This window comes from Serratia sp. CY56464, from assembly GCF_052168435.1.
Classification (GTDB): Bacteria; Pseudomonadota; Gammaproteobacteria; order Enterobacterales; family Enterobacteriaceae; genus Serratia; species Serratia marcescens.
In genome coordinates this window covers 1784349-1803741 of the sequence record NZ_JBJNMV010000001.1, presented here as the reverse complement: position 1 = coordinate 1803741, position 19393 = coordinate 1784349, and the positions used below count along the sequence as shown (strand labels likewise).

At 58.9% G+C, this 19393-nt stretch carries 24 protein-coding genes; 9 read left to right on the top strand and 15 right to left on the bottom strand.

Translation table 11 applies throughout. The features are described from left to right. Nucleotides 1–80 precede the first annotated feature (80 nt). Nucleotides 81–1769, top strand: a complete 1689-nt coding sequence (gene leuA / locus ACJ8KE_RS08810; RefSeq protein ID WP_033640758.1) for a 2-isopropylmalate synthase — start codon at nucleotides 81–83, stop codon at nucleotides 1767–1769. Here the strand turns inward: leuA and ACJ8KE_RS08805 are convergent. Continuing rightward, nucleotides 1720–2520 carry an AraC family transcriptional regulator gene (locus ACJ8KE_RS08805; protein ID WP_016928219.1) on the bottom strand — a complete coding sequence of 267 codons (801 nt, stop codon included), beginning with the start codon at nucleotides 2518–2520 and terminating at the stop codon, nucleotides 1720–1722. The two genes, leuA and ACJ8KE_RS08805, sit on opposite strands and share 50 nt — an antisense overlap. 135 nt (nucleotides 2521–2655) lie before the next feature. On the opposite strand from ACJ8KE_RS08805, the gene ACJ8KE_RS08800 reads away from it, so the two are divergent. Genes ACJ8KE_RS08800 through ACJ8KE_RS08785 form a run of 4 tightly spaced genes read left to right on the top strand, consistent with a single transcriptional unit; the run spans nucleotide 2656 to nucleotide 4217 of the window. Further along, nucleotides 2656–2973: an ArsR/SmtB family transcription factor gene (locus ACJ8KE_RS08800; RefSeq protein ID WP_016928218.1), complete on the top strand. Its 318-nt coding sequence runs from the start codon at nucleotides 2656–2658 to the stop codon at nucleotides 2971–2973. Further along, on the top strand, nucleotides 2963–3397 hold the full coding sequence (locus tag ACJ8KE_RS08795; protein ID WP_117286900.1) for a YeeE/YedE family protein: 435 nt from the start codon (nucleotides 2963–2965) through the stop codon (nucleotides 3395–3397). The genes ACJ8KE_RS08800 and ACJ8KE_RS08795 overlap by 11 nt, the downstream gene beginning before the upstream one ends. A 2-nt stretch (nucleotides 3398–3399) precedes the next feature. Further along, nucleotides 3400–3828: a DUF6691 family protein gene (locus ACJ8KE_RS08790; RefSeq protein WP_079451369.1), complete on the top strand. Its 429-nt coding sequence runs from the start codon at nucleotides 3400–3402 to the stop codon at nucleotides 3826–3828. Next, complete coding sequence (locus tag ACJ8KE_RS08785) at nucleotides 3819–4217, top strand: VOC family protein (protein ID WP_016928215.1); 399 nt, start codon at nucleotides 3819–3821, stop codon at nucleotides 4215–4217. The genes ACJ8KE_RS08790 and ACJ8KE_RS08785 overlap by 10 nt, the downstream gene beginning before the upstream one ends. A gap of 50 nt (nucleotides 4218–4267) precedes the next feature. Here the strand turns inward: ACJ8KE_RS08785 and ACJ8KE_RS08780 are convergent, their stop codons facing one another. The 4 genes from ACJ8KE_RS08780 to ACJ8KE_RS08765 all read right to left on the bottom strand — a co-directional run bounded on the left by ACJ8KE_RS08780 (nucleotide 4268) and on the right by ACJ8KE_RS08765 (nucleotide 9044). Continuing rightward, nucleotides 4268–5821: a peptide MFS transporter gene (locus ACJ8KE_RS08780; protein WP_016928214.1), complete on the bottom strand. Its 1554-nt coding sequence runs from the start codon at nucleotides 5819–5821 to the stop codon at nucleotides 4268–4270. 475 nt (nucleotides 5822–6296) lie between these two features. Further along, the gene (gene mdtG / locus ACJ8KE_RS08775; RefSeq protein ID WP_016928213.1) at nucleotides 6297–7535 is read right to left on the bottom strand and encodes a multidrug efflux MFS transporter MdtG; all 1239 of its coding nucleotides are present in this window, start codon (nucleotides 7533–7535) and stop codon (nucleotides 6297–6299) included. A 201-nt stretch (nucleotides 7536–7736) separates the two neighbouring features. Beyond that, a complete protein-coding gene (locus ACJ8KE_RS08770; protein WP_016928212.1) occupies nucleotides 7737–8021 on the bottom strand; it encodes a YciI family protein in 285 nt (94 codons plus the stop codon). Between the two features lie 102 nt (nucleotides 8022–8123). After that, complete coding sequence (locus tag ACJ8KE_RS08765) at nucleotides 8124–9044, bottom strand: Kdo(2)-lipid IV(A) acyltransferase (protein WP_015377426.1); 921 nt, start codon at nucleotides 9042–9044, stop codon at nucleotides 8124–8126. Between the two features lie 261 nt (nucleotides 9045–9305). On the opposite strand from ACJ8KE_RS08765, the gene ACJ8KE_RS08760 reads away from it, so the two are divergent. Together ACJ8KE_RS08760 and trhO are read left to right on the top strand one after the other, a co-directional pair. Continuing rightward, on the top strand, nucleotides 9306–9464 hold the full coding sequence (locus tag ACJ8KE_RS08760) for a hypothetical protein (protein ID WP_016928210.1): 159 nt from the start codon (nucleotides 9306–9308) through the stop codon (nucleotides 9462–9464). Nucleotides 9465–9583: 119 nt separating this feature from the next. Beyond that, nucleotides 9584–10651, top strand: a complete 1068-nt coding sequence (gene trhO, locus ACJ8KE_RS08755; RefSeq protein WP_016928209.1) for an oxygen-dependent tRNA uridine(34) hydroxylase TrhO — start codon at nucleotides 9584–9586, stop codon at nucleotides 10649–10651. Nucleotides 10652–10694: 43 nt separating this feature from the next. On the opposite strand, the gene ACJ8KE_RS08750 is transcribed toward trhO, so the two are convergent. Further along, nucleotides 10695–11273 carry a YceI family protein gene (locus ACJ8KE_RS08750; protein WP_016928208.1) on the bottom strand — a complete coding sequence of 193 codons (579 nt, stop codon included), beginning with the start codon at nucleotides 11271–11273 and terminating at the stop codon, nucleotides 10695–10697. 23 nt (nucleotides 11274–11296) lie between these two features. Next, nucleotides 11297–11851, bottom strand: a complete 555-nt coding sequence (locus ACJ8KE_RS08745) for a cytochrome b (protein WP_016928207.1) — start codon at nucleotides 11849–11851, stop codon at nucleotides 11297–11299. Between the two features lie 441 nt (nucleotides 11852–12292). On the opposite strand from ACJ8KE_RS08745, the gene ACJ8KE_RS08740 reads away from it, so the two are divergent. Beyond that, complete coding sequence (locus ACJ8KE_RS08740; RefSeq protein ID WP_079451367.1) at nucleotides 12293–13351, top strand: AI-2E family transporter; 1059 nt, start codon at nucleotides 12293–12295, stop codon at nucleotides 13349–13351. Here the strand turns inward: ACJ8KE_RS08740 and ACJ8KE_RS08735 are convergent. From ACJ8KE_RS08735 to pyrC, 8 genes are all read right to left on the bottom strand, one after another. Continuing rightward, nucleotides 13299–14303 (bottom strand): zinc-dependent alcohol dehydrogenase family protein, encoded by a 1005-nt coding sequence (locus ACJ8KE_RS08735; RefSeq protein WP_079449410.1) that lies wholly within the window; start codon nucleotides 14301–14303, stop codon nucleotides 13299–13301. The two genes, ACJ8KE_RS08740 and ACJ8KE_RS08735, sit on opposite strands and share 53 nt — an antisense overlap. Nucleotides 14304–14306: 3 nt before the next feature. Next, nucleotides 14307–14423 carry a DUF2770 family protein gene (locus ACJ8KE_RS08730; RefSeq protein WP_004927822.1) on the bottom strand — a complete coding sequence of 39 codons (117 nt, stop codon included), beginning with the start codon at nucleotides 14421–14423 and terminating at the stop codon, nucleotides 14307–14309. A gap of 122 nt (nucleotides 14424–14545) precedes the next feature. After that, a complete protein-coding gene (locus ACJ8KE_RS08725; RefSeq protein WP_028128019.1) occupies nucleotides 14546–15172 on the bottom strand; it encodes a LuxR C-terminal-related transcriptional regulator in 627 nt (208 codons plus the stop codon). A gap of 216 nt (nucleotides 15173–15388) precedes the next feature. Beyond that, nucleotides 15389–16504, bottom strand: a complete 1116-nt coding sequence (gene solA / locus ACJ8KE_RS08720) for an N-methyl-L-tryptophan oxidase (RefSeq protein ID WP_028128020.1) — start codon at nucleotides 16502–16504, stop codon at nucleotides 15389–15391. Nucleotides 16505–16643: 139 nt separating this feature from the next. Beyond that, nucleotides 16644–16898: a biofilm formation regulator BssS gene (gene bssS / locus ACJ8KE_RS08715; protein ID WP_004927812.1), complete on the bottom strand. Its 255-nt coding sequence runs from the start codon at nucleotides 16896–16898 to the stop codon at nucleotides 16644–16646. 201 nt (nucleotides 16899–17099) lie between these two features. Continuing rightward, nucleotides 17100–17378, bottom strand: coding sequence for a hypothetical protein (locus tag ACJ8KE_RS08710; protein ID WP_004927809.1), 279 nt, complete (start codon nucleotides 17376–17378; stop codon nucleotides 17100–17102). 130 nt (nucleotides 17379–17508) lie between these two features. Next, on the bottom strand, nucleotides 17509–17748 hold the full coding sequence (dinI, locus tag ACJ8KE_RS08705; RefSeq protein WP_015377444.1) for a DNA damage-inducible protein I: 240 nt from the start codon (nucleotides 17746–17748) through the stop codon (nucleotides 17509–17511). Between the two features lie 75 nt (nucleotides 17749–17823). Further along, nucleotides 17824–18870: a dihydroorotase gene (pyrC, locus tag ACJ8KE_RS08700; protein ID WP_033640751.1), complete on the bottom strand. Its 1047-nt coding sequence runs from the start codon at nucleotides 18868–18870 to the stop codon at nucleotides 17824–17826. Nucleotides 18871–19083: 213 nt separating this feature from the next. Here pyrC and ACJ8KE_RS08695 point away from each other — a divergent pair, with 213 nt between their 5' ends. Further along, on the top strand, nucleotides 19084–19371 hold the full coding sequence (locus ACJ8KE_RS08695) for a putative quinol monooxygenase (protein ID WP_015377446.1): 288 nt from the start codon (nucleotides 19084–19086) through the stop codon (nucleotides 19369–19371). Nucleotides 19372–19393: the final 22 nt, after the last annotated feature.

The following is a 19393-nucleotide window of genomic DNA, read 5'->3' as shown; positions in this document are numbered from 1 at the left end:
GGTTGTCCGCAAAGCGGGAGAAGAGGAGGCGATGGCGGGAAATAATGACGCATCGTTCATTCTGGCGTCAGGAGAAGCCCATGTTAATCGACCCTTCAAGCAAATACCGACCGTTCCCGCCGGTGGCGTTGCCGGACCGCCAATGGCCTGCGCGTACGCTGAGGCAGGCGCCGCGCTGGTGCTCCAGCGATCTGCGCGACGGCAACCAGGCGCTGGCGGAGCCGATGGATAACGCGCGCAAGCGCGAATTCTATCAATTGTTGTTGCAGTGCGGTTTCAAGGAGATCGAGGTGGCTTTCCCTTCGGCGTCGCAAACGGATTTCGACTTTGTACGCGCGCTGATCGACGAGCGGCTGATCCCGGACGACGTCACGATCCAGGTGCTGACGCAGTCGCGCGACGATCTGATCGATCGCACCTTCGAGGCGCTGCAGGGGGCGCCGCGGGCTATCGTGCATCTGTATAACGCCACGGCGCCGATGTTTCGCGATATCGTGTTCCGCCAGGATAAGGCCGCCACCGTGGCGCTGGCGGTGAACGGCGCGCGGCGCATCCGCCGGCAGTGCGAGGCACAGCCCGATACCGCCTGGTGCTTCGAGTATTCACCGGAAACCTTCTGTTTTACTGAGTTAGAGTTCGCGCTGGAGATCTGCGAAGCGGTGGCGGAGGTTTGGCAGCCGGGGCCGCAGCGGCCGATGATCATCAACCTGCCGGCGACGGTGGAAGTGAGCACGCCCAACGTGTATGCCGATCAGATCGAATGGTTTTGCCGGCACTTCAGCCGTCGCGCCGATGTGGCGATCAGCGTGCATCCGCATAACGATCGCGGCACCGGCGTGGCCTGTGCGGAGCTGGCCTTGCTGGCCGGCGCCGATCGGGTCGAAGGCTGCCTGTTCGGCAACGGAGAGCGCACCGGCAACGTCGATCTGGTCACGCTGGCGTTGAATCTCTATACCCAGGGCGTAGCGCCGGGTCTGGACTTCAGCCGCCTGAAGCAGGTGGTGGAGGTGGTGGAGCAGTGCAATCAGCTGCCGGTGCATCCTCGCCATCCTTATGCCGGCGAGTTGGTGTTTACCGCCTTTTCCGGTTCGCATCAGGATGCGATCAAGAAAGGTTTCGCCGCGCAACGGCAGCGGCAAGATGGCCGCTGGCAGGTGCCATACCTGCCGCTCGATCCCGCCGATGTCGGTTGCAGCTATGAAGCGGTGATCCGGGTCAACAGCCAGTCCGGCAAAAGCGGCGCCGCCTGGTTGTTGGAACAGAATCATGGGTTGGCGTTGCCGCGCGGTTTGCAGATTGATTTCAGCCAAGTGGTGCAGCGCGCGACCGACGGCAGCGGCAAAGAAATGAGCGGCGCGCAGCTGTGGCGTTTATTCCGCGATACTTACGGGCTGGTGGAGCAGCCGCGTTTGCAGCTGTTAAGCTACCAAACGGAAAGCCATGGGGTAGAGGCCTACAGCTTCAACGCGCGAGTTGCCTGCGAGGGAGAGCCACTGCGCCTGCAGGGGGCCGGCAACGGTCTGCTTTCCAGCGCGGTGGATGCGCTGCGTCAGCGCTTCGGCTTGTCGCTGGCGATCGAGGATTATCACGAGCATACGTTGGGACATCAGAGCGATAGCCGAGCGGTGGCCTATATTCGCTGTACGCTGCCGCAAGGTGAGGCGACTTACGGCGTTGGCATCGACGCCGACTCCGCCAGCGCTTCGCTGCAGGCGCTGTTCAACGTCGCCGGGCGCTATCTGGCGCCAACGTCGGCGCAGTCCGGCTGAAATAGTCGCTGGGCGCTACTCCCAGCAGCCGGCGGAACATGGCGCTGAACGCGCTGGGGCTGTCATAGCCGAGATCCAGCGCCACTTCCAACACCGAGCGGCCGGTCGCCAGCGCGTTTAATGCCGCCAGCAAACGGGCGCGTCGCACCCAATCGCTAAAATGCAGCCCGGTTTCTCGCTGGAAGCGCCGCGACAGAGTGCGTCCGCTGACGCTGAGATGAGCGGCAGCCTGTTCCAGCGTCCAGGGTTGCGCCAGCGTGGCCTGGATATGGCGGCACAGGGCGAGCAGCGAGGCTTCGCGAGGTTCCGGCAGGTGCAGCGGCAGAATCGGCAGCATTCGCAACTCATCCAGAATCAGTTCCATCACGCGCTCATCGCGCCCGCCGCTTGGATAGCCGGGCGCAATTTCCATCGCACAGATAATCAACTCGCGCAGCAGCGGGGAAACCTGCACTACCTGGCATTGGGCCGGCAGATCGGCGCGCGCCAACGGATCGACGAACAACGTCCTGGCGGCCACCTGGCCGGTGATACGCAGGCTGTGCACCACTTTCGCCGGCACCCAGACGCCGCGGCCGGGCGGCACCACCCAACTGCCGAGCCGGGTCGTGACCTGCACCACGCCGCTGAGGCTGTGAATCAGCTGCGCGCAGTTATGGTAGTGGTCCGGCTCGCTGTCGCCGTGGCGATAATCTCTGGCTAATGGCCGTACAGGCCGATCGGGCGGCAGAACGTCGTGAAACAACAGCATCGTAAGCAGGCTCCGCGCGGCAAAAGGGGGAAGACAGCATGCCATGCGGCGTTGTTTCACACCAGTCTGTGGCGCGGCACGGCAAAATGGTTTATAAAATTATATTATATAATTTTATAAACTGATGGAGAGGCAATGGATATTGATGCGATGCGCAAGGCGGCGGCGCAGGCCGGTGCGATGCTGCGTACCTTGGGCAACGAAGATCGGCTGCTGTTACTGTGCAGGCTCAGTCAGGGCGAGATGGCGGTGAGCGAGCTGGCGCAGGCGCTGGATATCCGCCAGCCGACGCTGTCCCAACAGCTTGGCGTGCTGCGCGAGGAGGGGTTGGTCTCCACCCGGCGAGCCGGCAAGCAGATTTACTATGCGGTGGCCGATGCCAAAGCGCTGGCGCTGCTCACGACCCTGTATCAACTGTATTGCCCACAGCCGGAGAACCGCGATGACCATTGACTGGCAGCACTTCACGCCGTATTCCGCGTTGGCGGGCGGGGCCATTATCGGCGGCGCGGTAGCGCTGCTGCTGCTGTTCAATGGCCGGATCGCCGGTATCAGCGGCATTACCGGCGGTTTATTGAGCGTGGGCGGCCGGGAGGGGGGCTGGCGCGCCGCATTTATTGGCGGGTTGCTGCTCTCTCCCTGGCTGTATGCTGCCGCTGCGGCGTTGCCGCCCGGTGAGATCTCGGTTGGCAACGGCTGGCTGGCGGCCGCAGGGCTGTTGGTGGGCTTGGGCACTCGATTGGGCAGCGGTTGCACCAGCGGGCACGGCGTGTGCGGCGTCGCGCGGTTGGCGCCGCGTTCACTGGCCGCCACGGCGGTGTTTATGCTGCTGGGCTTTATGACCGTGTGGCTGATGCGCCACACGTTGGGAGGTTGAAAATGCTTAAAACGCTGTTGGCGCTGCTGAGCGGCGTGATTTTCGGTCTGGGGTTAATTATCGCCGGCATGGCCAATCCGGCCAAGGTGTTGGCGTTTCTCGACGTTACCGGCATGTGGGATCCCTCGCTGGCGTTGGTGATGGCAGGGGCGATCGCGGTGGCAGCGCCGGCCTTCCTGTGGGCGCGGCGACGCGAGCGGAGCCTGTTGGGCGAGCCGCTGCAGATCCCGGCCGCCGGGCGTGTGGATCGCCGTTTGCTGGCCGGCAGCGCGCTGTTCGGCATCGGCTGGGGTATCGCAGGCATTTGCCCCGGCCCGGCCTGGGTGTTGGCCGGGGTGGCGATAGGCCGGGTATGGCCGTTCCTGCTGGCGATGCTGGCGGGCATGGCGCTGTATGACATTATCATGAGGCGGAGGCGTACATGTCGATAGCCAAAGCGGTGTTGCGCATCGGGCGCCCCACCGATCGGTTGCAGGAAATTGCCGCGTTGTATTGCCGCGGGCTGGGTTTCGAAAAACTGGGCGAGTTTGTCGATCATCAGGGGTTCGATGGCATGATGATTGGGCATCCGCAGCATGCCTACCATCTGGAGTTCACGCAGCACCGCGGGGTGCGGGTCGGGCAGGCGCCGACGCAGGATCATCTGCTGGTATTTTATCTGCCGGATGAGAACGAATGGCGGGCCGCGTGTGAGCGGATGCGGGCGGCGGGGTTCTTGGCGGTCGCCGCCTATAATCCCTATTGGGATCGCGCGGGGCAAACCTTTGAAGATCCTGACGGCTACCGGGTGGTCTTACAACATCAGGCCTGGCAAGCATAAAAAAACCGGCGCATCGAGCGCCGGTTTGCGAGAGAAAAACGGGTTATCCGTCAGACGTTGGTCGCCGGTTTTTGCGCGCTCTTGGACTGGGTATTTTCCAGCATGCGGCGAATCGGCACGATCAGCACGATAAGCACGGCGGCGCAGATCAGCAACGCGACTGAACAGCGAGCGAACAGATTCGGCAGCATATCCAGTTGGTCGGCCTTGACGTGGCCGCCGATCAGACCGGCCGCCAGGTTGCCCAGCGCACTGGCGCAGAACCACAGCCCCATCATTTGCCCGCGCATTCTCTCCGGCGCCAGCAGCGTCATGGTGGCCAGCCCGATCGGGCTCAGGCACAGCTCACCCAGCGTCAGCATCAGGATACTGCCCACCAGCCACATCGGCGATACGCCGGCGCCGCCGTTGCTCAGCACATTCTGCGCGGCCAACATCATCAGGCCGAAACCGCCGGCGGCGCACAGGATACCGATCACGAACTTGGTGATGCTGCTCGGACGCACGTTATTGCGTGCCAGCGCAGGCCAGGCCCAGCTGAACACTGGCGCCAGCAGGATGATGAACAGGGCGTTGATCGACTGGAACCACACCGCCGGGATCTCGAAGCCGCCGATCATGCGATTGGTGTAATCGTTGGCGAACAGGTTGAACGAGGTCGGTTTCTGTTCAAACGCCGACCAGAAGAACGCAGCGGAGATCAGCAGGATGAAGCACACCAGCAGGCGCGCACGCTCTTTGCGGCTCAGGCCGGCAAAGGCGAACAGATAGATGAAGTACAGGGTGACCGACGCGGCGATGACGTATACCAGCACGCTGGCCACCTCGACCGGATTGATGACGATGGTACCCTGAGCGATCAGCACGATGACCGCCACCAGGATGGCCGCCAGCGCCAGCAACCAGACGCCGACGCCTTCTTTCTTCGCGACCGGGCTGTTCCAGGTGGAGTCCAGGCCCACTTCGTGGTCATAACGTTTCATCGCCGGTACGGCGAATACCCGGAAGATCACCAGCGCCACCAGCATCCCGATACCGCCGATGCCGAAGCCCCAGTGCCAGCCGTGTGACTTGATCAACCAGCCGGAGATCAGCGGGGCAATGAACGAGCCGATGTTGATGCCCATGTAGAACAGCGAGAAACCGCCGTCACGACGCGCATCGCCTTTTTTGTACAGCGTACCGACCATCACCGAGATACAGGTTTTGAACAGGCCGGAACCGAGCACGATGAACATCAGGCCGATGAAGAACAGATTGGTGCCCATCACCGCGGACAGGGCGATCGACAGGTGGCCGAGCGCGATCAGGATCGAACCGTACCAGACGGCCTTGCGTTGGCCGAGCCAGTTGTCCGCCAGCCAGCCGCCCGGCAGTGCCGCCAGGTACATGCTGCCGGCGAAGATGCCGACGATCGCCGACGCGTTCTCGCGCGCGAGACCCAGACCGCCATCGTACACGGTGGCGGCCATAAACAGGATCAGCAGCGGACGGATGCCGTAGAACGAGAAACGCTCCCACATTTCGGTGAAGAACAGAGAACCCAGCGGATAGGGATGGCCGAAGAAGGTCCGGCTTTCTGACTTATTGACAGAGGATTGCATAACGATTTCCCAATAAAAGGCGCTGCAAGGCTGCAGCCCGTACTGTGGTATGTATGTGTATTTAATGAAGGCGATCCGCCCAATGCGGATTACCCGACAAACACCGCGGCTGCAACGCTGATAAACCGTGGAAAGCGTGCTGACCTTTTCTTCACTTGGCCGATGTTTCACATCTGGCGTGATATTATTTAACCATTTGATAACTGGTCGTTGGTTTTGTCTAGTACCTGTATCCCATTTTTTAGACGAAAAGTCGACAAGCATCTCCTTTTCTGGTTTTTCTGTTGGTTATGACAGGAATATGATTGACAGCGGGTTTTATGCGCTGAAAGTTAATTAATTGTTGATAAACAAAGCGTTGGAATAAGAATGTTCTGGGTGGGGCGAAAATACGCCAGCCCGAAGGAGGCATTATTAAAAGTGGGGGAAATGCGCCATTGATCTGGCCAACGGAGGCAACTGGCGATAAATGCAGCTATTGCTCTTCCTGCAGCGTGTCTTCACGCAAATAGCTCGGCCGCCGCCGCAGACACCACCAGGAATAACCCGCGTTGAACAGCACCACTAAAGCGGTGACGGCGAAGACCGCGCGAAAACCGTAACCGGCGGAGACTGCGGCGCCGAGCAGCGGACCGCTGACGTTGCCGACGTCGCGGAACGACTGGTTATAGCTGAAAATACGGCCGGCCACCTGATTGGTGCAGTTATAAATTAACAACGTCTGTACCGCCGGCAGCAACGCGCCGTCGGCCGCCCCCAGCAGAAAACGCAGCACCCCGAGCTGCCACGGCGTTTGCACGAACGCCATCGGGATCAGCAATAGCACTGAGACGATCAGCATGAATACCAGTATGCGTTCAGGGCCGATGCGATCGCCCAGCTTGCCCAGCCGCGGGGCGCTCATCAACGCCGCGACGCCGGGCACCGAGGCGATAAGCCCGCTGATAAACGCCAGATTGTGGGTGGCGCCGGCCAGATCGCGCACATACAGCGTCAGGATCGGCGCGATCGAGCCGGTGGCGATCTGGATGATCATGGTGGTGACGAACAGGCTGAGCACCAGCTTCGGGTTTTTCAGCGAAGCGAACACCTGTTTTGCATGCAACATGTCGCGCTTTTGCACCGGGGTGAATTGTTCTTTGACATACAGCAACGTCAGCACGAAGCAGACGAACAGCACCGCGGCGGTGATATAAAACACCGGGCGCAGGCCGTATAAATCGGCCAGCAGCCCCCCGATCAGCGGGCCGACCAGCGCGCCGCCGACGCCGCCGGTAGACAGGGTGCCGAGCGCCCAGCCGCTGCGGTTGCGCGGCACCTGGGTGGCGATCAGCGCGTTGGCGTTGGGAATGAACCCGCCGAGCAGCCCCAGCACCGCACGCAGCGCGAGAAACTGCCAGACCGTTTGCGCCATGCCCATCAGCGCCATGACGATCGCCATACCGAGCGCCGAACGCAGCAGCATCAGTTTGCGGCCGCGTCGGTCGGCCAGGGCGCCCCAGAACGGCGCGGCGATAGCGGAAAACAGGAAGGTAATGCTGAACAGCAGACCGGACCACATGTTGAGCGCCTGATGGCCGGTTACGCCCAGCGTCTCTACGTACAGCGGCAGAAACGGCATCACCAGGCTGAAGGCGGCGCCGGTGAGAAAGCATCCCAGCCAGGCGACGAAAAGGTTGCGTTTCCAGTTAACGGGTTCTGCTGCCGAAGCCATAAATGTCCATTGCCGAAAGGTGACGCGTTTTGCCGGTGGCAAAGATGAAGGGGCAAAACGTGAAAAGTTAGCCTGGTAAGTATGCGCCGCAAGCGCGGCGACGGCAAATGAGGGGACAAAGATTGGGCGAAAAATGAAATAAAGTTTTAAAAATGACGTTTAAACCTTATTCCGCGCTTGGCGCGCGGAATTTACAGCGTTTTATAAGCCGGCCAGCGCCTCGAAACCGGCAGCGGTGGTGGTGGCGCTAAAGTCGGTGACCTCGTAGTGGGCCACGGCGTTGAACGGATCTTCGGCCAGGATGGCGTCCAGTTGCGCACGCTCAATGCCTTTGGCCAGGATCACGCCGCCGGTGCGGGGATTCTTGCGGCCGGAAGCGACGAAGGTGCCGTCCTGAAAATATTTCTTAAGCCAGGCGATGTGCCCGTCAAGGTGGCTGTCGACGTCGGCGATCGGGCGATGGTAGGTCAGGCTGACAATGTACATAGCGGCTCCAGGGGGTGGCGGCAAAGGCATTACCATCCCACCCTCGCCGGCGATTCTCAAGAGGCACGCAATAAAAAACCCGCCGGCGGCGGGTTGGTTTTATCAGTAAAGCGAAGGCTCGCCTTCCGGGCGGGTCTTGAAGCGGCGATGCAGCCACATGTATTGATCCGGCGCCATCAGGATCTCTTTTTCCACCACTTTGTTCATGAAGGCGGCGGCGTCGAGTTCATTATCCAGCGGGAAGTTTTCCACCGCCGGCTGCATGATCAGCTCATACCCTTTGCCGTCCGGCAGGCGGCGCGGGGTGAACGGAATGATCGCCGGTTTACCCATTCGCACCAGCACATAGCTGCCGGTGGTGGTGGCGGCTTTGTCCACTGCGAACAGCGGCACGAAAACGCTGCTGCGCGGGCCGTAGTCGTGATCCGGCGCATACCAGATGATATCGCCCTGTTTCAGGGCGCGGATCATGCCTTTGACGTCCTTGCGATCCAGCATCGACTTGTTGGAACGCATGCGCCCCCAGGTTTGCAGCCAGTCCATCAGCTTGTTGTCGTGCGGGCGGTAAACGCCGATGCCCGGGTTGTGAATGCCGAAGATGCGCGCGCCCAGCTCCAGCGTCAAAAAGTGCAGGCCAATCAGCAGCACGCCCTGCTGGTTGTCGCGCGCTTTTTGGATATGCTCCAGGCCGCTGACCTTGAACCAGCGCTCGATGCGCCAGTTAGGCCAGAACCACGCCATGCCGGTTTCAAACAGCCCCATGCCGACCGATTCGAAATTCTTTACCACCAGCGCATCGCGTTCGGCCTGCGGCATGTCGGGAAAACAGAGCTCGAGGTTGCGCTGGGCGATAGCGACGCGCCGCTTGAGAAAGCGCATGGAAAATCGCCCAATCGAGGTGCCGAGCCAGTAGATGACGGGGTAAGGCAGCAACACCAGCAGATACAGCAAGCCGATGCCGACCCAGGTCAGCCAGTAGCGCGGGTGCAATAAGGAGCGATTGAAAGTAGGAACTTGAGTCATGGGTTCTCTGTTTGAATACGGTTGTTTAAGTGTAATGACAGCGTCATCGCACGGTCTGGCAGCCGGGTGAACTCGGCGGCAAGGTTCGTTTCTGCCGTTTGTTTGCGACTATTGTGGCATTTTTCTGGCGATCCGGGAAAACACAACGCATTAAAATCCCTTTTTGGGCGTTAAATATGCATCGAATGCCGAATTTTTCCACAATCTTTCCTGCCAAAGATAATGGCGATATTATTGTCGGTAATTATTCAGAGGGTAAATATGTTGGCACCATGGATCAGTGCGGGGCTGCTGGTGTTGGGCGCGGCGGTCGGCAGCGTCGGCGCACATTTGCAGATGAACGCGATATTGGCGCTTGCCGGCGTGATGATGGCGCTCGGTATGGTGGCTTCCGCGTTTACCGAAGGCGGCGGACGCTGAACGGGGCGCTTGCGCCAGGGCTGCGCGGCGGCGGTTTTTCGGGTATGATGTGCGCCGCGCGCGGGCCTGCTGGCTGCGCGCGGTAATCAGTCACCTCCCGAAAGACAGGAAAGTACACCATGCCAGTGTTACATAACCGAATTTCTAATGAGGAACTGAAGGCGCGCATGCTGGCGGAAACCGAGCCGCGCACCACAGTTTCTTTTTACAAATACTTCTCCATCGACGATCCCAAGGCGTTTCGCGACAGCCTGTACATTCAGTTCGAAAAACTGAAGGTGTTCGGCCGCATCTACGTGGCGAAAGAGGGCATCAACGCGCAGATCAGCGTGCCGCAGCATCACTTCGACGCGTTCAAAGCCGCGCTGTTCGCCTCGCACCCGGCGTTGGATCAGGTCCGCCTGAATATCGCGCTGGAAGACGACGGCAAATCCTTCTGGGTGCTGCGCCTCAAGGTGCGTGAGCGCATCGTGGCCGACGGCATCGATGACGAGAGCTTCGATCCGAGCAACGTCGGCGAGTATCTGCAGGCCGAGCGCGTCAATCAGATGATCGACGATCCGAATACGGTATTTGTCGATATGCGCAACCACTATGAGTACGAAGTCGGCCACTTCGAAAATGCCATCGAGGTGCCGTCGGATACCTTCCGCGATCAGCTGCCGATGGCGGTGGAGATGCTGCAGGACAGCAAAGACAAGAATATCGTCATGTACTGCACCGGCGGCATTCGCTGTGAAAAAGCCAGCGCCTATATGCTGCACAACGGCTTTAAAAACATCTACCACGTGGAAGGCGGGATTATCGAGTACACCCGCAAAGCGAAAGAACAGGGGTTGCCGCTGAAGTTTATCGGCAAAAACTTCGTGTTCGATGAGCGCATGGGCGAGCGCATCTCTGACGATGTGATCGCCAACTGCCACCAGTGCGGCGCGCCGTGCGATACCCATACCAACTGCAAGAACGACGGCTGCCATCTGCTGTTCATTCAGTGCCCGAGCTGCGCCGCCAAGTTTGAAGGATGCTGCAGCGAGATTTGCCGCGAAGAGCTGAAGCTGCCGCGCGAAGAGCAGCGCGCGCGCCGTGCAGGCCGCGAAAATGGCGTCAAGATCTTCAATAAGTCGAAAGGCTTGCTGCAGACCACGATGCACATTCCGGCACCGGAAGAAGAAGGCCCAGCCCGCTGAGCCTGAGGAAATGAGAAGCCCGGCCGCCAAGCCGGGCTTTTTTTTATTTCTCGCGCACGCCTTCTACGGAGATGATCAGCTCAACGTCTTGCGACGCCGGGCCCAGATCGGTGGTAATGCCGAAATCTTTCAGCTTGATCTTGCCGTTGGCTTCAAAGCCGGCGCGGTAGCCGCCCCACGGATCGTTGCCCTGGCCAATCAGTTTGGCGTCCAGCGTGACGGGCTTGGTCACGCCGTTCAGCGTCAGGTTGCCGACCACCGCATAACCGTCGCCGCTTTTCTTCACTTCGGTGGATTCAAACTTGGCCTGTTTGTTCTTCTCCACGTTGAGGAACTCGGCGCTGCGCAGGTGCTTGTCGCGCTCGGCGTGGTTGGTGTCGACGCTGGCGGTATTGATGGTCACGTTAACCTTGTCCTTGGACGGATCTTTCTCGTCGAAGGTGAAGCCGCCGTCGAAGTCTTTAAAGCTGCCGTACAGCCAGCTGTAGCCCAGGTGCTGGATGCGGAACTCGATAAAGGCGTGCTGGCCCTGTTTGTCGATCTTGTAGTCCGCCGCCAGTGCGGAACCGGCGCTCAGCAGCAGGGCGCCTGCGGTCAGGCCCAATACGGTCTTTTTCAACATAGCAATCTCCATAAATCCAAAGGTTAATCGGCGCTGCTACCCAGCATCCGTTTCAAAGTGACATCACGATCGATAAAGTGATGTTTAAGCGCGGCCAGCCCGTGCAGTACCGAAAGCACTACCACGGCCCAGGCCAGGTAAAGGTGTATGGCGCCGGCGGTGTCGGCCTGTTCCGCCATGCCGGTGACGGTGGCGGGCACGTCGAACCAGCCGAATACGCTGATCGGTTGGCCGTCGGCGGTGGAGATCAGATAGCCGCTGATCAGAATGCCGAACAGCACGGCATACAGCGCCAGATGCGCGAGAATAGCGCTGACGCGAGTGAGGCGGCCATAGCTGGCCAGAGGTTTGGGCGGCGGCGAGACAAAGCGCCAGACCACGCGGATCACCATCACGATGAACAGCAGCGTGCCGATGCTTTTGTGGATCTCCGGCGCCTGATGGTACCAGACGTCGTAATAGCCCAGCGTGACCATCCACAGGCCAAGTGCGAACATGCCGTACACCGTCAGCGCCACCAGCCAGTGGATCAACACTGACACATGGCCGAAACGATCGGCGGTATTTTTCCAGAGCATCCTGTTTCCTTCGATTACCGATTGGCTGGCTGCAATAATTAAACTTTAGGAAACATAAAATCAATAATAAATTTAACTATGTTACTTCTTAGAAATATTAGTCAGTGAATTTGTTTGAGATGTTCGGGCTTCATCAGATAAATCGTTGAAGATGATATTATTTCCCTCACGGGGCGGTTGTGCTAGTTGTTGAAAATTAGGCTTATTATTTATTAATGTCAGCTTTTGTCATTTTACGTAAATCGTCCATGAGTTGCTCGGTGGAATTATTTGTTGGCAAACGTTATGCCTATTTCTTGCGGCAAAGAGCAGGGCGGAAAGATTAATTTTTTCGAACGGTTAGGCGAAATCCTCTGCGGCGTGACGGTGGATTTTGCTACCATTAGCGCCAAGAGTCGGCGCCTGCCGCCGGTTAACCCAGTGAAATAACAAGGAAACGTCATGGGCCGAACCCGCGTGACCGACAGCAGCCTGCGTCTGGCCGTCCTGCTGGCGATGTTGGTGATCATTTTGGCCGGGGTGAAAGCCGCCGCTGACATCGTGGTGCCGTTTTTGCTGGCGATATTTCTCGCCATGGTGTTGAACCCGCTGGTGGCGATGCTGGAACGCAAGCGGGTGCCGCGTATCGTCGGGGTGACGCTGCTGGTGACGGCGGTGATCGTGGTCGTGATGCTGTTTATCGGCATGTTGGGCGCTTCGCTCAATGAGTTCGCCCGCTCGCTGCCGCAGTACCGCGGCATGATGATCGAGAAGTTGCGCGAGCTGCAGCATTACGCCGATCGCTTCAATATCAGCCTCTCCAGCGAAGCGATGCTGCAGTATGTCGATCCGAGCGCGGCGATGAATTTGGTCACCCGCATGCTGGGGCACCTGTCTGGCGCCATGACCAACGTCTTCCTGCTGCTGATGACCGTGGTGTTTATGCTGTTTGAAGTGCAGCTGCTGCCGTATAAGCTGCAGCAGGCGCTGGATAAGCCGAACGAGGGGCTCGCCGCGATGCGGCGGGCGTTGGACGGCGTGACGCGCTATCTGGTGATTAAAACCATCATCAGCCTGGCCACCGGGGTGATCGTCTGGATCTTCCTGGCGGCGGTCGGCGTGCGCTTCGCTTTTATCTGGGGGCTGCTGGCGTTTCTGCTCAACTACATTCCCAACATTGGCTCGGTATTGGCCGCCATTCCGCCGCTGATTCAGGCGCTGTTGTTCAACGGGCTGGGCGATGCGCTGGTGGTGGCGGGCGGCTTTATCGCTGTCAACATGGTGATCGGTAATATCCTCGAACCACGGGTGATGGGGCGCGGGCTGGGGCTGTCGACGCTGGTGGTGTTCCTGTCGCTGATCTTTTGGGGCTGGCTGCTCGGCCCGGTGGGCATGTTGCTGTCGGTGCCGCTGACGATCGTGGCGCGCATCGCGCTGGAGACTACCGAGGGCGGCTATCGGCTGGCGGTTATCCTGGGGGACGGCCGCCCGCCGCGTCAGCCTCCGGCGGCGCCGGAGTGAGGAAGATCTTGCCGTTCACACCGGGCTGCGTGGCGTGCTGCAGCGCCGTTGCGTACTGATGCAAAGGATAAATCGCGGCGGGTGGGCGCAAAGCCAGCTGGCCGCGCCGCAGCAGCTGGAATAGCTGATAAAACGCCATCTGCCACTGCGCCGGCGCCGCCTGTGCGTTCCATTTGCGCAGGTGGAACAGCGAAGCGCGCAGCTTTAACTCGTCCACCACGCGCCGCCAGTCTACCTGGCGGCCGCTCAGCAGGCCCAGCGCCACAAAATCGCCGCCGGTGCGGACCGCCTGCGCCAGCTGCAATCCGTCTTCCCCACCGATGCAGTCGATGGCCGCACGGGCGCCAAAATTCGTCATTTCCACCAGCTGAGGTGCTTCGATAACGCGCCAGGCGCCGGCGGCCAGTAACGCCTGGCGATGAGCGGCGTTGCGCACCACGACCGCCAGACGAATGCCGCGCAGCGCCGTCAGCTGCGCCAGCAGCAGGCTGACAGCGGAGCCGCCGCCGTTGATCAGCAGTACGTCGCCGGCGTTGAGCGGCAGCCATTGCGTCAACAGCACCCAGCAGGTGAGCGGGTTGATATAGATTTGCGCTGCGCAGGCGTCGTCAATGTCATCCGGCACCCAGACCACCCGAGTCTCAGGCAGCGTGACGAAGGTTTGCCAACTGCCGTCACCCGCTACCGCCAGCGCGCGTCGGTCCGTTGAATGCCCATTCTGCGGATTGACGATGACGCCCACGCCTTCATATCCCGGCACCTGCGGCAGGGCGATGCGGTGCGCGTATTGGCCGTGGATCGGGATCAGATCGGAAGGGTTGATCGGGGCATAGCGCATCTGCAATAACTGCTGTCCGGGGCGCAGCAGCGGTCTGCTCATCTGCTGCAATTCCAGCACCTGGGCGGGATCGCCGAAGCGGCTGAAGCTCAATCGGGGAAATAACGGCGGCATGGATTACATGACGAAGAAGAAATAGACATCCAACGCCAGCAGCACCAGCCACAGGCAAAGGTAAAGCACCAGGTGCTCACGCACATTGTTGACGATAGCCGCCAGTATTCGGTTTAACATTTCAGCCGCCTGAAGAGAAGGACCCTTGATTATAGTCCTTTTCTCGACGTCTTTTACAGCGCGCCGCGCGTGTGCGCTGGAAGAGCGGCGATAAAAAAGCCTGCGTTATCGCAGGCTTGATGTTATACCGCCAGCAGCGCCAGCGGCGTCGAATTTGTTGGCGTGCTCGGCGGGTAGAAATAGCGCAGCACGTTATACAGCGAGTAGAACTCCAGCCGGTTGCGCGCGTTGATCTTCTCCGTGATGTGACGCTTGTGCACGTACACCGTATGCGAGCTGATCTGCAGCTTTTTCGCGATGCGGTAGTTGGGCATCTCCGCCATCCAATATTTCATTACCGTCAGTTCCTGCGGGCTGAACAGGGAACGCTCTTCGCCGTCATCGGCCAGCGCCAGCGGATTTTCGCGCAGCGTGCGTAAGGTGAGCGGCAGAATGCTTTTATTGAACAGAAAGGCATTATCGGCGATGCGCATTGGCGCTTCGCTGTAAGGGTAAGGCGTATCGAGATAGATAAACAGCAAGGCAGACTGGCTGGCTTCCATAAATGCCAGCAGCTGTGCGTCCGCTTCGTTATAGCGGCATTGGTTGCTGAGGTTCACCAGAATGTGGCTCGGCTGAAAGCTGGACAACAGTGGCGTAGCGTACTCAATGCTGTGGCAGCACTTGATCGTCGTAATCCCACTATCAGCAAAGTAGCTGGCTATACCGACCCGGGTGAAGCAGCATTCGTCCACGACAAGTAGTTTCATGGTGACGTCCTTGTTGAAAGCCGATGGAGCATATCTTCTGTAAAATAGGACTTACACTGCAAGTGTTCAATTCGGAAATTCAAATGCTGAATGCAAGAAATTTCCGTTATCAGAATTTTTACTTGGTATTTAAAAGAGTTAGCAGGTTAATAAATTGTAACCGCCAGATTTCGCTGTCCAGGGCTCGACGGGAACGTGGACAGCGAAATCCTCCGCTCAGCTAAATCGCTTCAGACCAAAGCTGGAGAGGTCAACCGGCGGCGCTTTGTCCTGCGCGAACAGCGCGGCGATCTCGCCCAGAGCGCTGGCGAACTTGAAGCCGTGGCCGCTCAATCCGCTGATGACCATCAGGCGATCGCAATCCGGCAGCGTATCGATAATAAAGTCTTCGTCAGGGCTCATATCATAACTGCAGGCTTCGCCGTGTAAACATACGCCTACACCCGGCAAAAATTGCCGCAGGAAGGAGAAAACTTCCGTGCCGTCGCTGGCGTAGCTGCCGAAGGGCTTGCGCTGCTCGGGGGCATCCATCGGCTGGCCGCCGTCGTGTTTGCCCACTTTCAGGCCATCGTTATCCGCCGGGAAGCCGTAATAGTGCGTGCCGTCCTGCGCTTCGACGGTAAAGGCCGGGAAGCGATTGTTCACGCTGTAGCGGCCGTCCGCCTGATGCCAGGAGAATACCTTGCGCAATGGCGCGATCGGCAGCTGCGGCAACAGCGCCTTCACCCAGGTGCCTGCGGTGACCACCGCTTTTCGCGCCGTGAAACGCCCTTCGTCGGTGACGACCTCAACGCCGCCATCAATGGGGTTCACCGCGCTGACCGGGCAGTTGAACAGCTGGCTGCAGCCGGCCTCTTTCGCCAGTTTGATCAGGCTGGCAACCGCCAGTTCGGAGCGCAGGAAGCCGGCGTCCGGCTCGAAGACACCGACATAACCTTCCGGCGCGCGGAATTCCGGCCAGCGTTGAGCGATCTGTTCGGCGCTGAGGGTTTGCGCATTAAGGCGAAACTTTTGCGCGCTCTGCTGAGCATTGCGAATGAATTCGGAGTGCTGCGGCCCCAGGTTGAGCACGCCGCACGACTGGAACAGTTCTTCACCGGATTGTTGAATCAGCGCATTCCACAGCGCCTGTGCGCGCAGCACCAGCGGCACGTACTTTTCACCTTCGCCGTAAGCGTGACGAATGATGCGGGTATCGCCGTGATGGCTGCCGTTGCGGTGTGGAGGAATGGCGCTGTCGATCATCAGCGCTTTCAAGCCGGCCCGGGTAGCGTAATACCCTGCCGCCGCGCCGACTGAACCGCTGCCCACCACAATCAAATCATATTCCACGTGCCCACCCTCTCTGATAGCGATTTCTTATCGCCCCATGATAAAAGGTTGGCGAGCGCAATGCACTGATTGAACGGCGAAAGGCGAAGAAAAGGCGCCGGGATCGATCACGGCGCCTTAGGGGTTAGGGGACGATGTATCAATGTTTTCTGCGATCAAGATCCTGGTAATCCGTAGCTTCAATCTTGGCGATGCCGGCCTCTAAGATATTGATTAATTGACGGGCGACATCTGTAGTGAGCCAAAGCGTTCGGTCTACTTGGGCTTCTTCGGGCGTTTGGTCTAGTGAAGACAGGTAATGAAGGCGTATCATCATGGCGTCGTAAACGTCGACAGTACTGATATCCCAACCGACAAGCGGGTGCGTCTGAATTACTTCATCATTTCTGTCCATAAAGACCCCTTATTGAGTAGTAACTACCGTGAGTGACTAACGAGGATCAATGCGGCTCATCATCATGAGAGCAATTACAGTATACGCATCCGCTTTCATCGGTGGAGGGGGTTGTCACCGAAATTTGCAAAATAAATATTTATTTGAACAATTATTCTACAAATTTGTATGTGCAGCAGTGGATGAGTCAAGCGCAGCGCGTTATTCCGCGTCGGCAGGTGGCGATGCGCCGTGCAGACATTTTTCCAGCTCTTCGGCCAAATGGGCGAAATGCTTTTGCGTTTCGGCATCACGATTCTGGCTGTGCGATTCCAGCTTCAGGCTGTGGATCAGCCGTTGGTTGGCTTTGTCATCCAGGCTGAAGGCCAGATAAGAGAAAGCCACTTCCAGTACGTTCAAGCGCCTTTTCTGATCGGCAATCAGCGCCAGCAGTTCGCCAAACGTCATTGCGTCTTCGGATTTCACCTTGTCCGGGGCCATGCTTACTCCTTTGCGTTAAATACAGCGCTGAGGCAGATTTTGTTTCAGAGTAAGGGTAAGCGATGAATGGGCAGGGCGCCAGAAACAAAAAAGCCGGAGAGCGACCCCCGGCAAAAACAGCATTGCAGTGTTATTCTGCGCTAAACCATTCGTCTGCGCTTTCCCAGGTTTCCTGAAGGATTTCCTCAATCAGATCCCGGTCGGTTTTGGCGCCCCCCAGCACGGAGAGCCCGTTGGCGCCGGCATAACGTACGTGCACGACGGCGTCTGGAAACTGGCGGTTGACCCGCTTGCCCAGTTCACCGGTCAGCGCCTCAATGGCGCCCGCCGGCAGCGGCCGGGTTTTATCTATAGTGACTTCAACACGCATAATTGCCCCCGAAGCGATTTACTGTTTATTTATACAGTTAACCGAGTGCGGGGGCAAGAGGGCGACGCAAAAATATCAGTCTTTCAGCGACCAGTTCAGGGTTTCACCCGCCAGGAAGGGGATCACGGATTCATTGCCGAGGGTAATCTCTTCCGGCTGGGTGGTTGGCACGCGCTGCAGTTCGATGAAGTCTTCGTTGAGCGGCAGGCCATAGAAGCGCGGGCCGTTGAGCGAGCAGAAGGCTTCGAAGTGCTCCAGTGCGCCTAGCTGTTCGAAGACCGCTGCGTAAGCCGGGATGGCATTCGGCGCGTTGAAACAGCCGGCGCAACCGCAGCTGGACTCTTTGCGATGCTTGAGGTGCGGCGCGGAGTCGGTGCCAAGGAAGAAGCGATCCGAGCCGCTGGCGACCGCCTGACGCAGCGCTTCCTGGTGGACATTGCGCTTGAGGATCGGCAGGCAGAACAGGTGCGGGCGAATGCCGCCGACCAGCATGTGGTTGCGGTTGAACATCAGGTGCTGCGGCGTGATGGTGGCGCCGAGGAAACGATTGCCTGCCTGCACGTATTGCGCCGCTTCTTTGGTGGTGATGTGCTCGAAGACGATCTTCAGCTCAGGGAACTGTTGGCGAATCGGTTCCATCACCTGCTCGATAAAGCGCGCCTCGCGGTCGAAGATATCGACGGAAGGATCGGTCACTTCGCCGTGGATCAGCAATGGCATGCCGATTTTTTGCATCTGCTCGAACAGCGGGTAAATACCGGTCACGTCACTGACGCCGTGGCTGGAGTTGGTGGTGGCGTTGGCCGGATACAGCTTGGCGGCAGTAAACACCCCTTGTTCGAAGCCGTTGACCAGTTCACTGGCCGCCAGGGAGTTGGTCAGGTAGCAGGTCATCAGCGGAGTGAAATTGTGACCCTGCGGAACCGCCGCCAGAATGCGATCGCGGTAGGCGCGCGCGGCGGCCACGGTCGTTACGGGCGGAACCAGGTTCGGCATCACGATCGCCCGGCCAAATACCTGGCTGGTATAGGGCACCACCGTTTTCAGCATTTCATCGTCACGCAGGTGGATATGCCAGTCGTCTGGGCGGCGGATTTTCAGAACTTGAGGTTGTGCGGTCATCTAGCTAGGCTCCGGCGGTCAAATACGTCTAATGAAAAGCGAATAATGGGTTTATTCACGCCGGGGTGTAAGGATAAGCGGAAAGTGCCGCAGATGCATCTGTTTGTTGGCGACAAGTTGAAATCAATAGCGCGGCGGGCGCATAGTAACCGGGATTTCAACGATGCCGACGCCAATACCGTCGACCTTCATCAAGTGGAAAGGGAGAAAGCAATGGAAGTACGCGTTATCGCCACCCTGCAAGCGAAAGCGGGATTTGAAGCCGCCGTCAGCGAAGCGGTGCACGACATTATCGAGCCGAGCCGCCAGGAGTTGGGCAACCTGCAATATGACTTGCATCGCGATCTGGAAAAACCGGGCGTTTTCGTGTTCTTTGAGCGTTGGGCCAGCAGCGAAGCGCTGGATAAGCATAATGAGACGGCGCATTTTCAGCAATTCGTCAGCCGGCTTGACGGCAAGTTGGATGTTCTGGACATCAAAAAACTGAAGAAGATCGCCTGAGGACGTTACAGGCAAGAAAAAA

Coding starts and splice junctions, on each gene's coding strand:
- leuA (WP_033640758.1), top strand. CDS start 81: ATGTTAATCGACCCTTCAAGCAAATACCGACCGTTCCCGCCGGTGGCG.
- ACJ8KE_RS08805 (WP_016928219.1), bottom strand. CDS start 2,520: ATGCTGTTGTTTCACGACGTTCTGCCGCCCGATCGGCCTGTACGGCCA.
- ACJ8KE_RS08800 (WP_016928218.1), top strand. CDS start 2,656: ATGGATATTGATGCGATGCGCAAGGCGGCGGCGCAGGCCGGTGCGATG.
- ACJ8KE_RS08795 (WP_117286900.1), top strand. CDS start 2,963: ATGACCATTGACTGGCAGCACTTCACGCCGTATTCCGCGTTGGCGGGC.
- ACJ8KE_RS08790 (WP_079451369.1), top strand. CDS start 3,400: ATGCTTAAAACGCTGTTGGCGCTGCTGAGCGGCGTGATTTTCGGTCTG.
- ACJ8KE_RS08785 (WP_016928215.1), top strand. CDS start 3,819: ATGTCGATAGCCAAAGCGGTGTTGCGCATCGGGCGCCCCACCGATCGG.
- ACJ8KE_RS08780 (WP_016928214.1), bottom strand. CDS start 5,821: ATGCAATCCTCTGTCAATAAGTCAGAAAGCCGGACCTTCTTCGGCCAT.
- mdtG (WP_016928213.1), bottom strand. CDS start 7,535: ATGGCTTCGGCAGCAGAACCCGTTAACTGGAAACGCAACCTTTTCGTC.
- ACJ8KE_RS08770 (WP_016928212.1), bottom strand. CDS start 8,021: ATGTACATTGTCAGCCTGACCTACCATCGCCCGATCGCCGACGTCGAC.
- ACJ8KE_RS08765 (WP_015377426.1), bottom strand. CDS start 9,044: ATGACTCAAGTTCCTACTTTCAATCGCTCCTTATTGCACCCGCGCTAC.
- ACJ8KE_RS08760 (WP_016928210.1), top strand. CDS start 9,306: ATGTTGGCACCATGGATCAGTGCGGGGCTGCTGGTGTTGGGCGCGGCG.
- trhO (WP_016928209.1), top strand. CDS start 9,584: ATGCCAGTGTTACATAACCGAATTTCTAATGAGGAACTGAAGGCGCGC.
- ACJ8KE_RS08750 (WP_016928208.1), bottom strand. CDS start 11,273: ATGTTGAAAAAGACCGTATTGGGCCTGACCGCAGGCGCCCTGCTGCTG.
- ACJ8KE_RS08745 (WP_016928207.1), bottom strand. CDS start 11,851: ATGCTCTGGAAAAATACCGCCGATCGTTTCGGCCATGTGTCAGTGTTG.
- ACJ8KE_RS08740 (WP_079451367.1), top strand. CDS start 12,293: ATGGGCCGAACCCGCGTGACCGACAGCAGCCTGCGTCTGGCCGTCCTG.
- ACJ8KE_RS08735 (WP_079449410.1), bottom strand. CDS start 14,303: ATGCCGCCGTTATTTCCCCGATTGAGCTTCAGCCGCTTCGGCGATCCC.
- ACJ8KE_RS08730 (WP_004927822.1), bottom strand. CDS start 14,423: ATGTTAAACCGAATACTGGCGGCTATCGTCAACAATGTGCGTGAGCAC.
- ACJ8KE_RS08725 (WP_028128019.1), bottom strand. CDS start 15,172: ATGAAACTACTTGTCGTGGACGAATGCTGCTTCACCCGGGTCGGTATA.
- bssS (WP_004927812.1), bottom strand. CDS start 16,898: ATGGACAGAAATGATGAAGTAATTCAGACGCACCCGCTTGTCGGTTGG.
- ACJ8KE_RS08710 (WP_004927809.1), bottom strand. CDS start 17,378: ATGGCCCCGGACAAGGTGAAATCCGAAGACGCAATGACGTTTGGCGAA.
- dinI (WP_015377444.1), bottom strand. CDS start 17,748: ATGCGTGTTGAAGTCACTATAGATAAAACCCGGCCGCTGCCGGCGGGC.
- pyrC (WP_033640751.1), bottom strand. CDS start 18,870: ATGACCGCACAACCTCAAGTTCTGAAAATCCGCCGCCCAGACGACTGG.
- ACJ8KE_RS08695 (WP_015377446.1), top strand. CDS start 19,084: ATGGAAGTACGCGTTATCGCCACCCTGCAAGCGAAAGCGGGATTTGAA.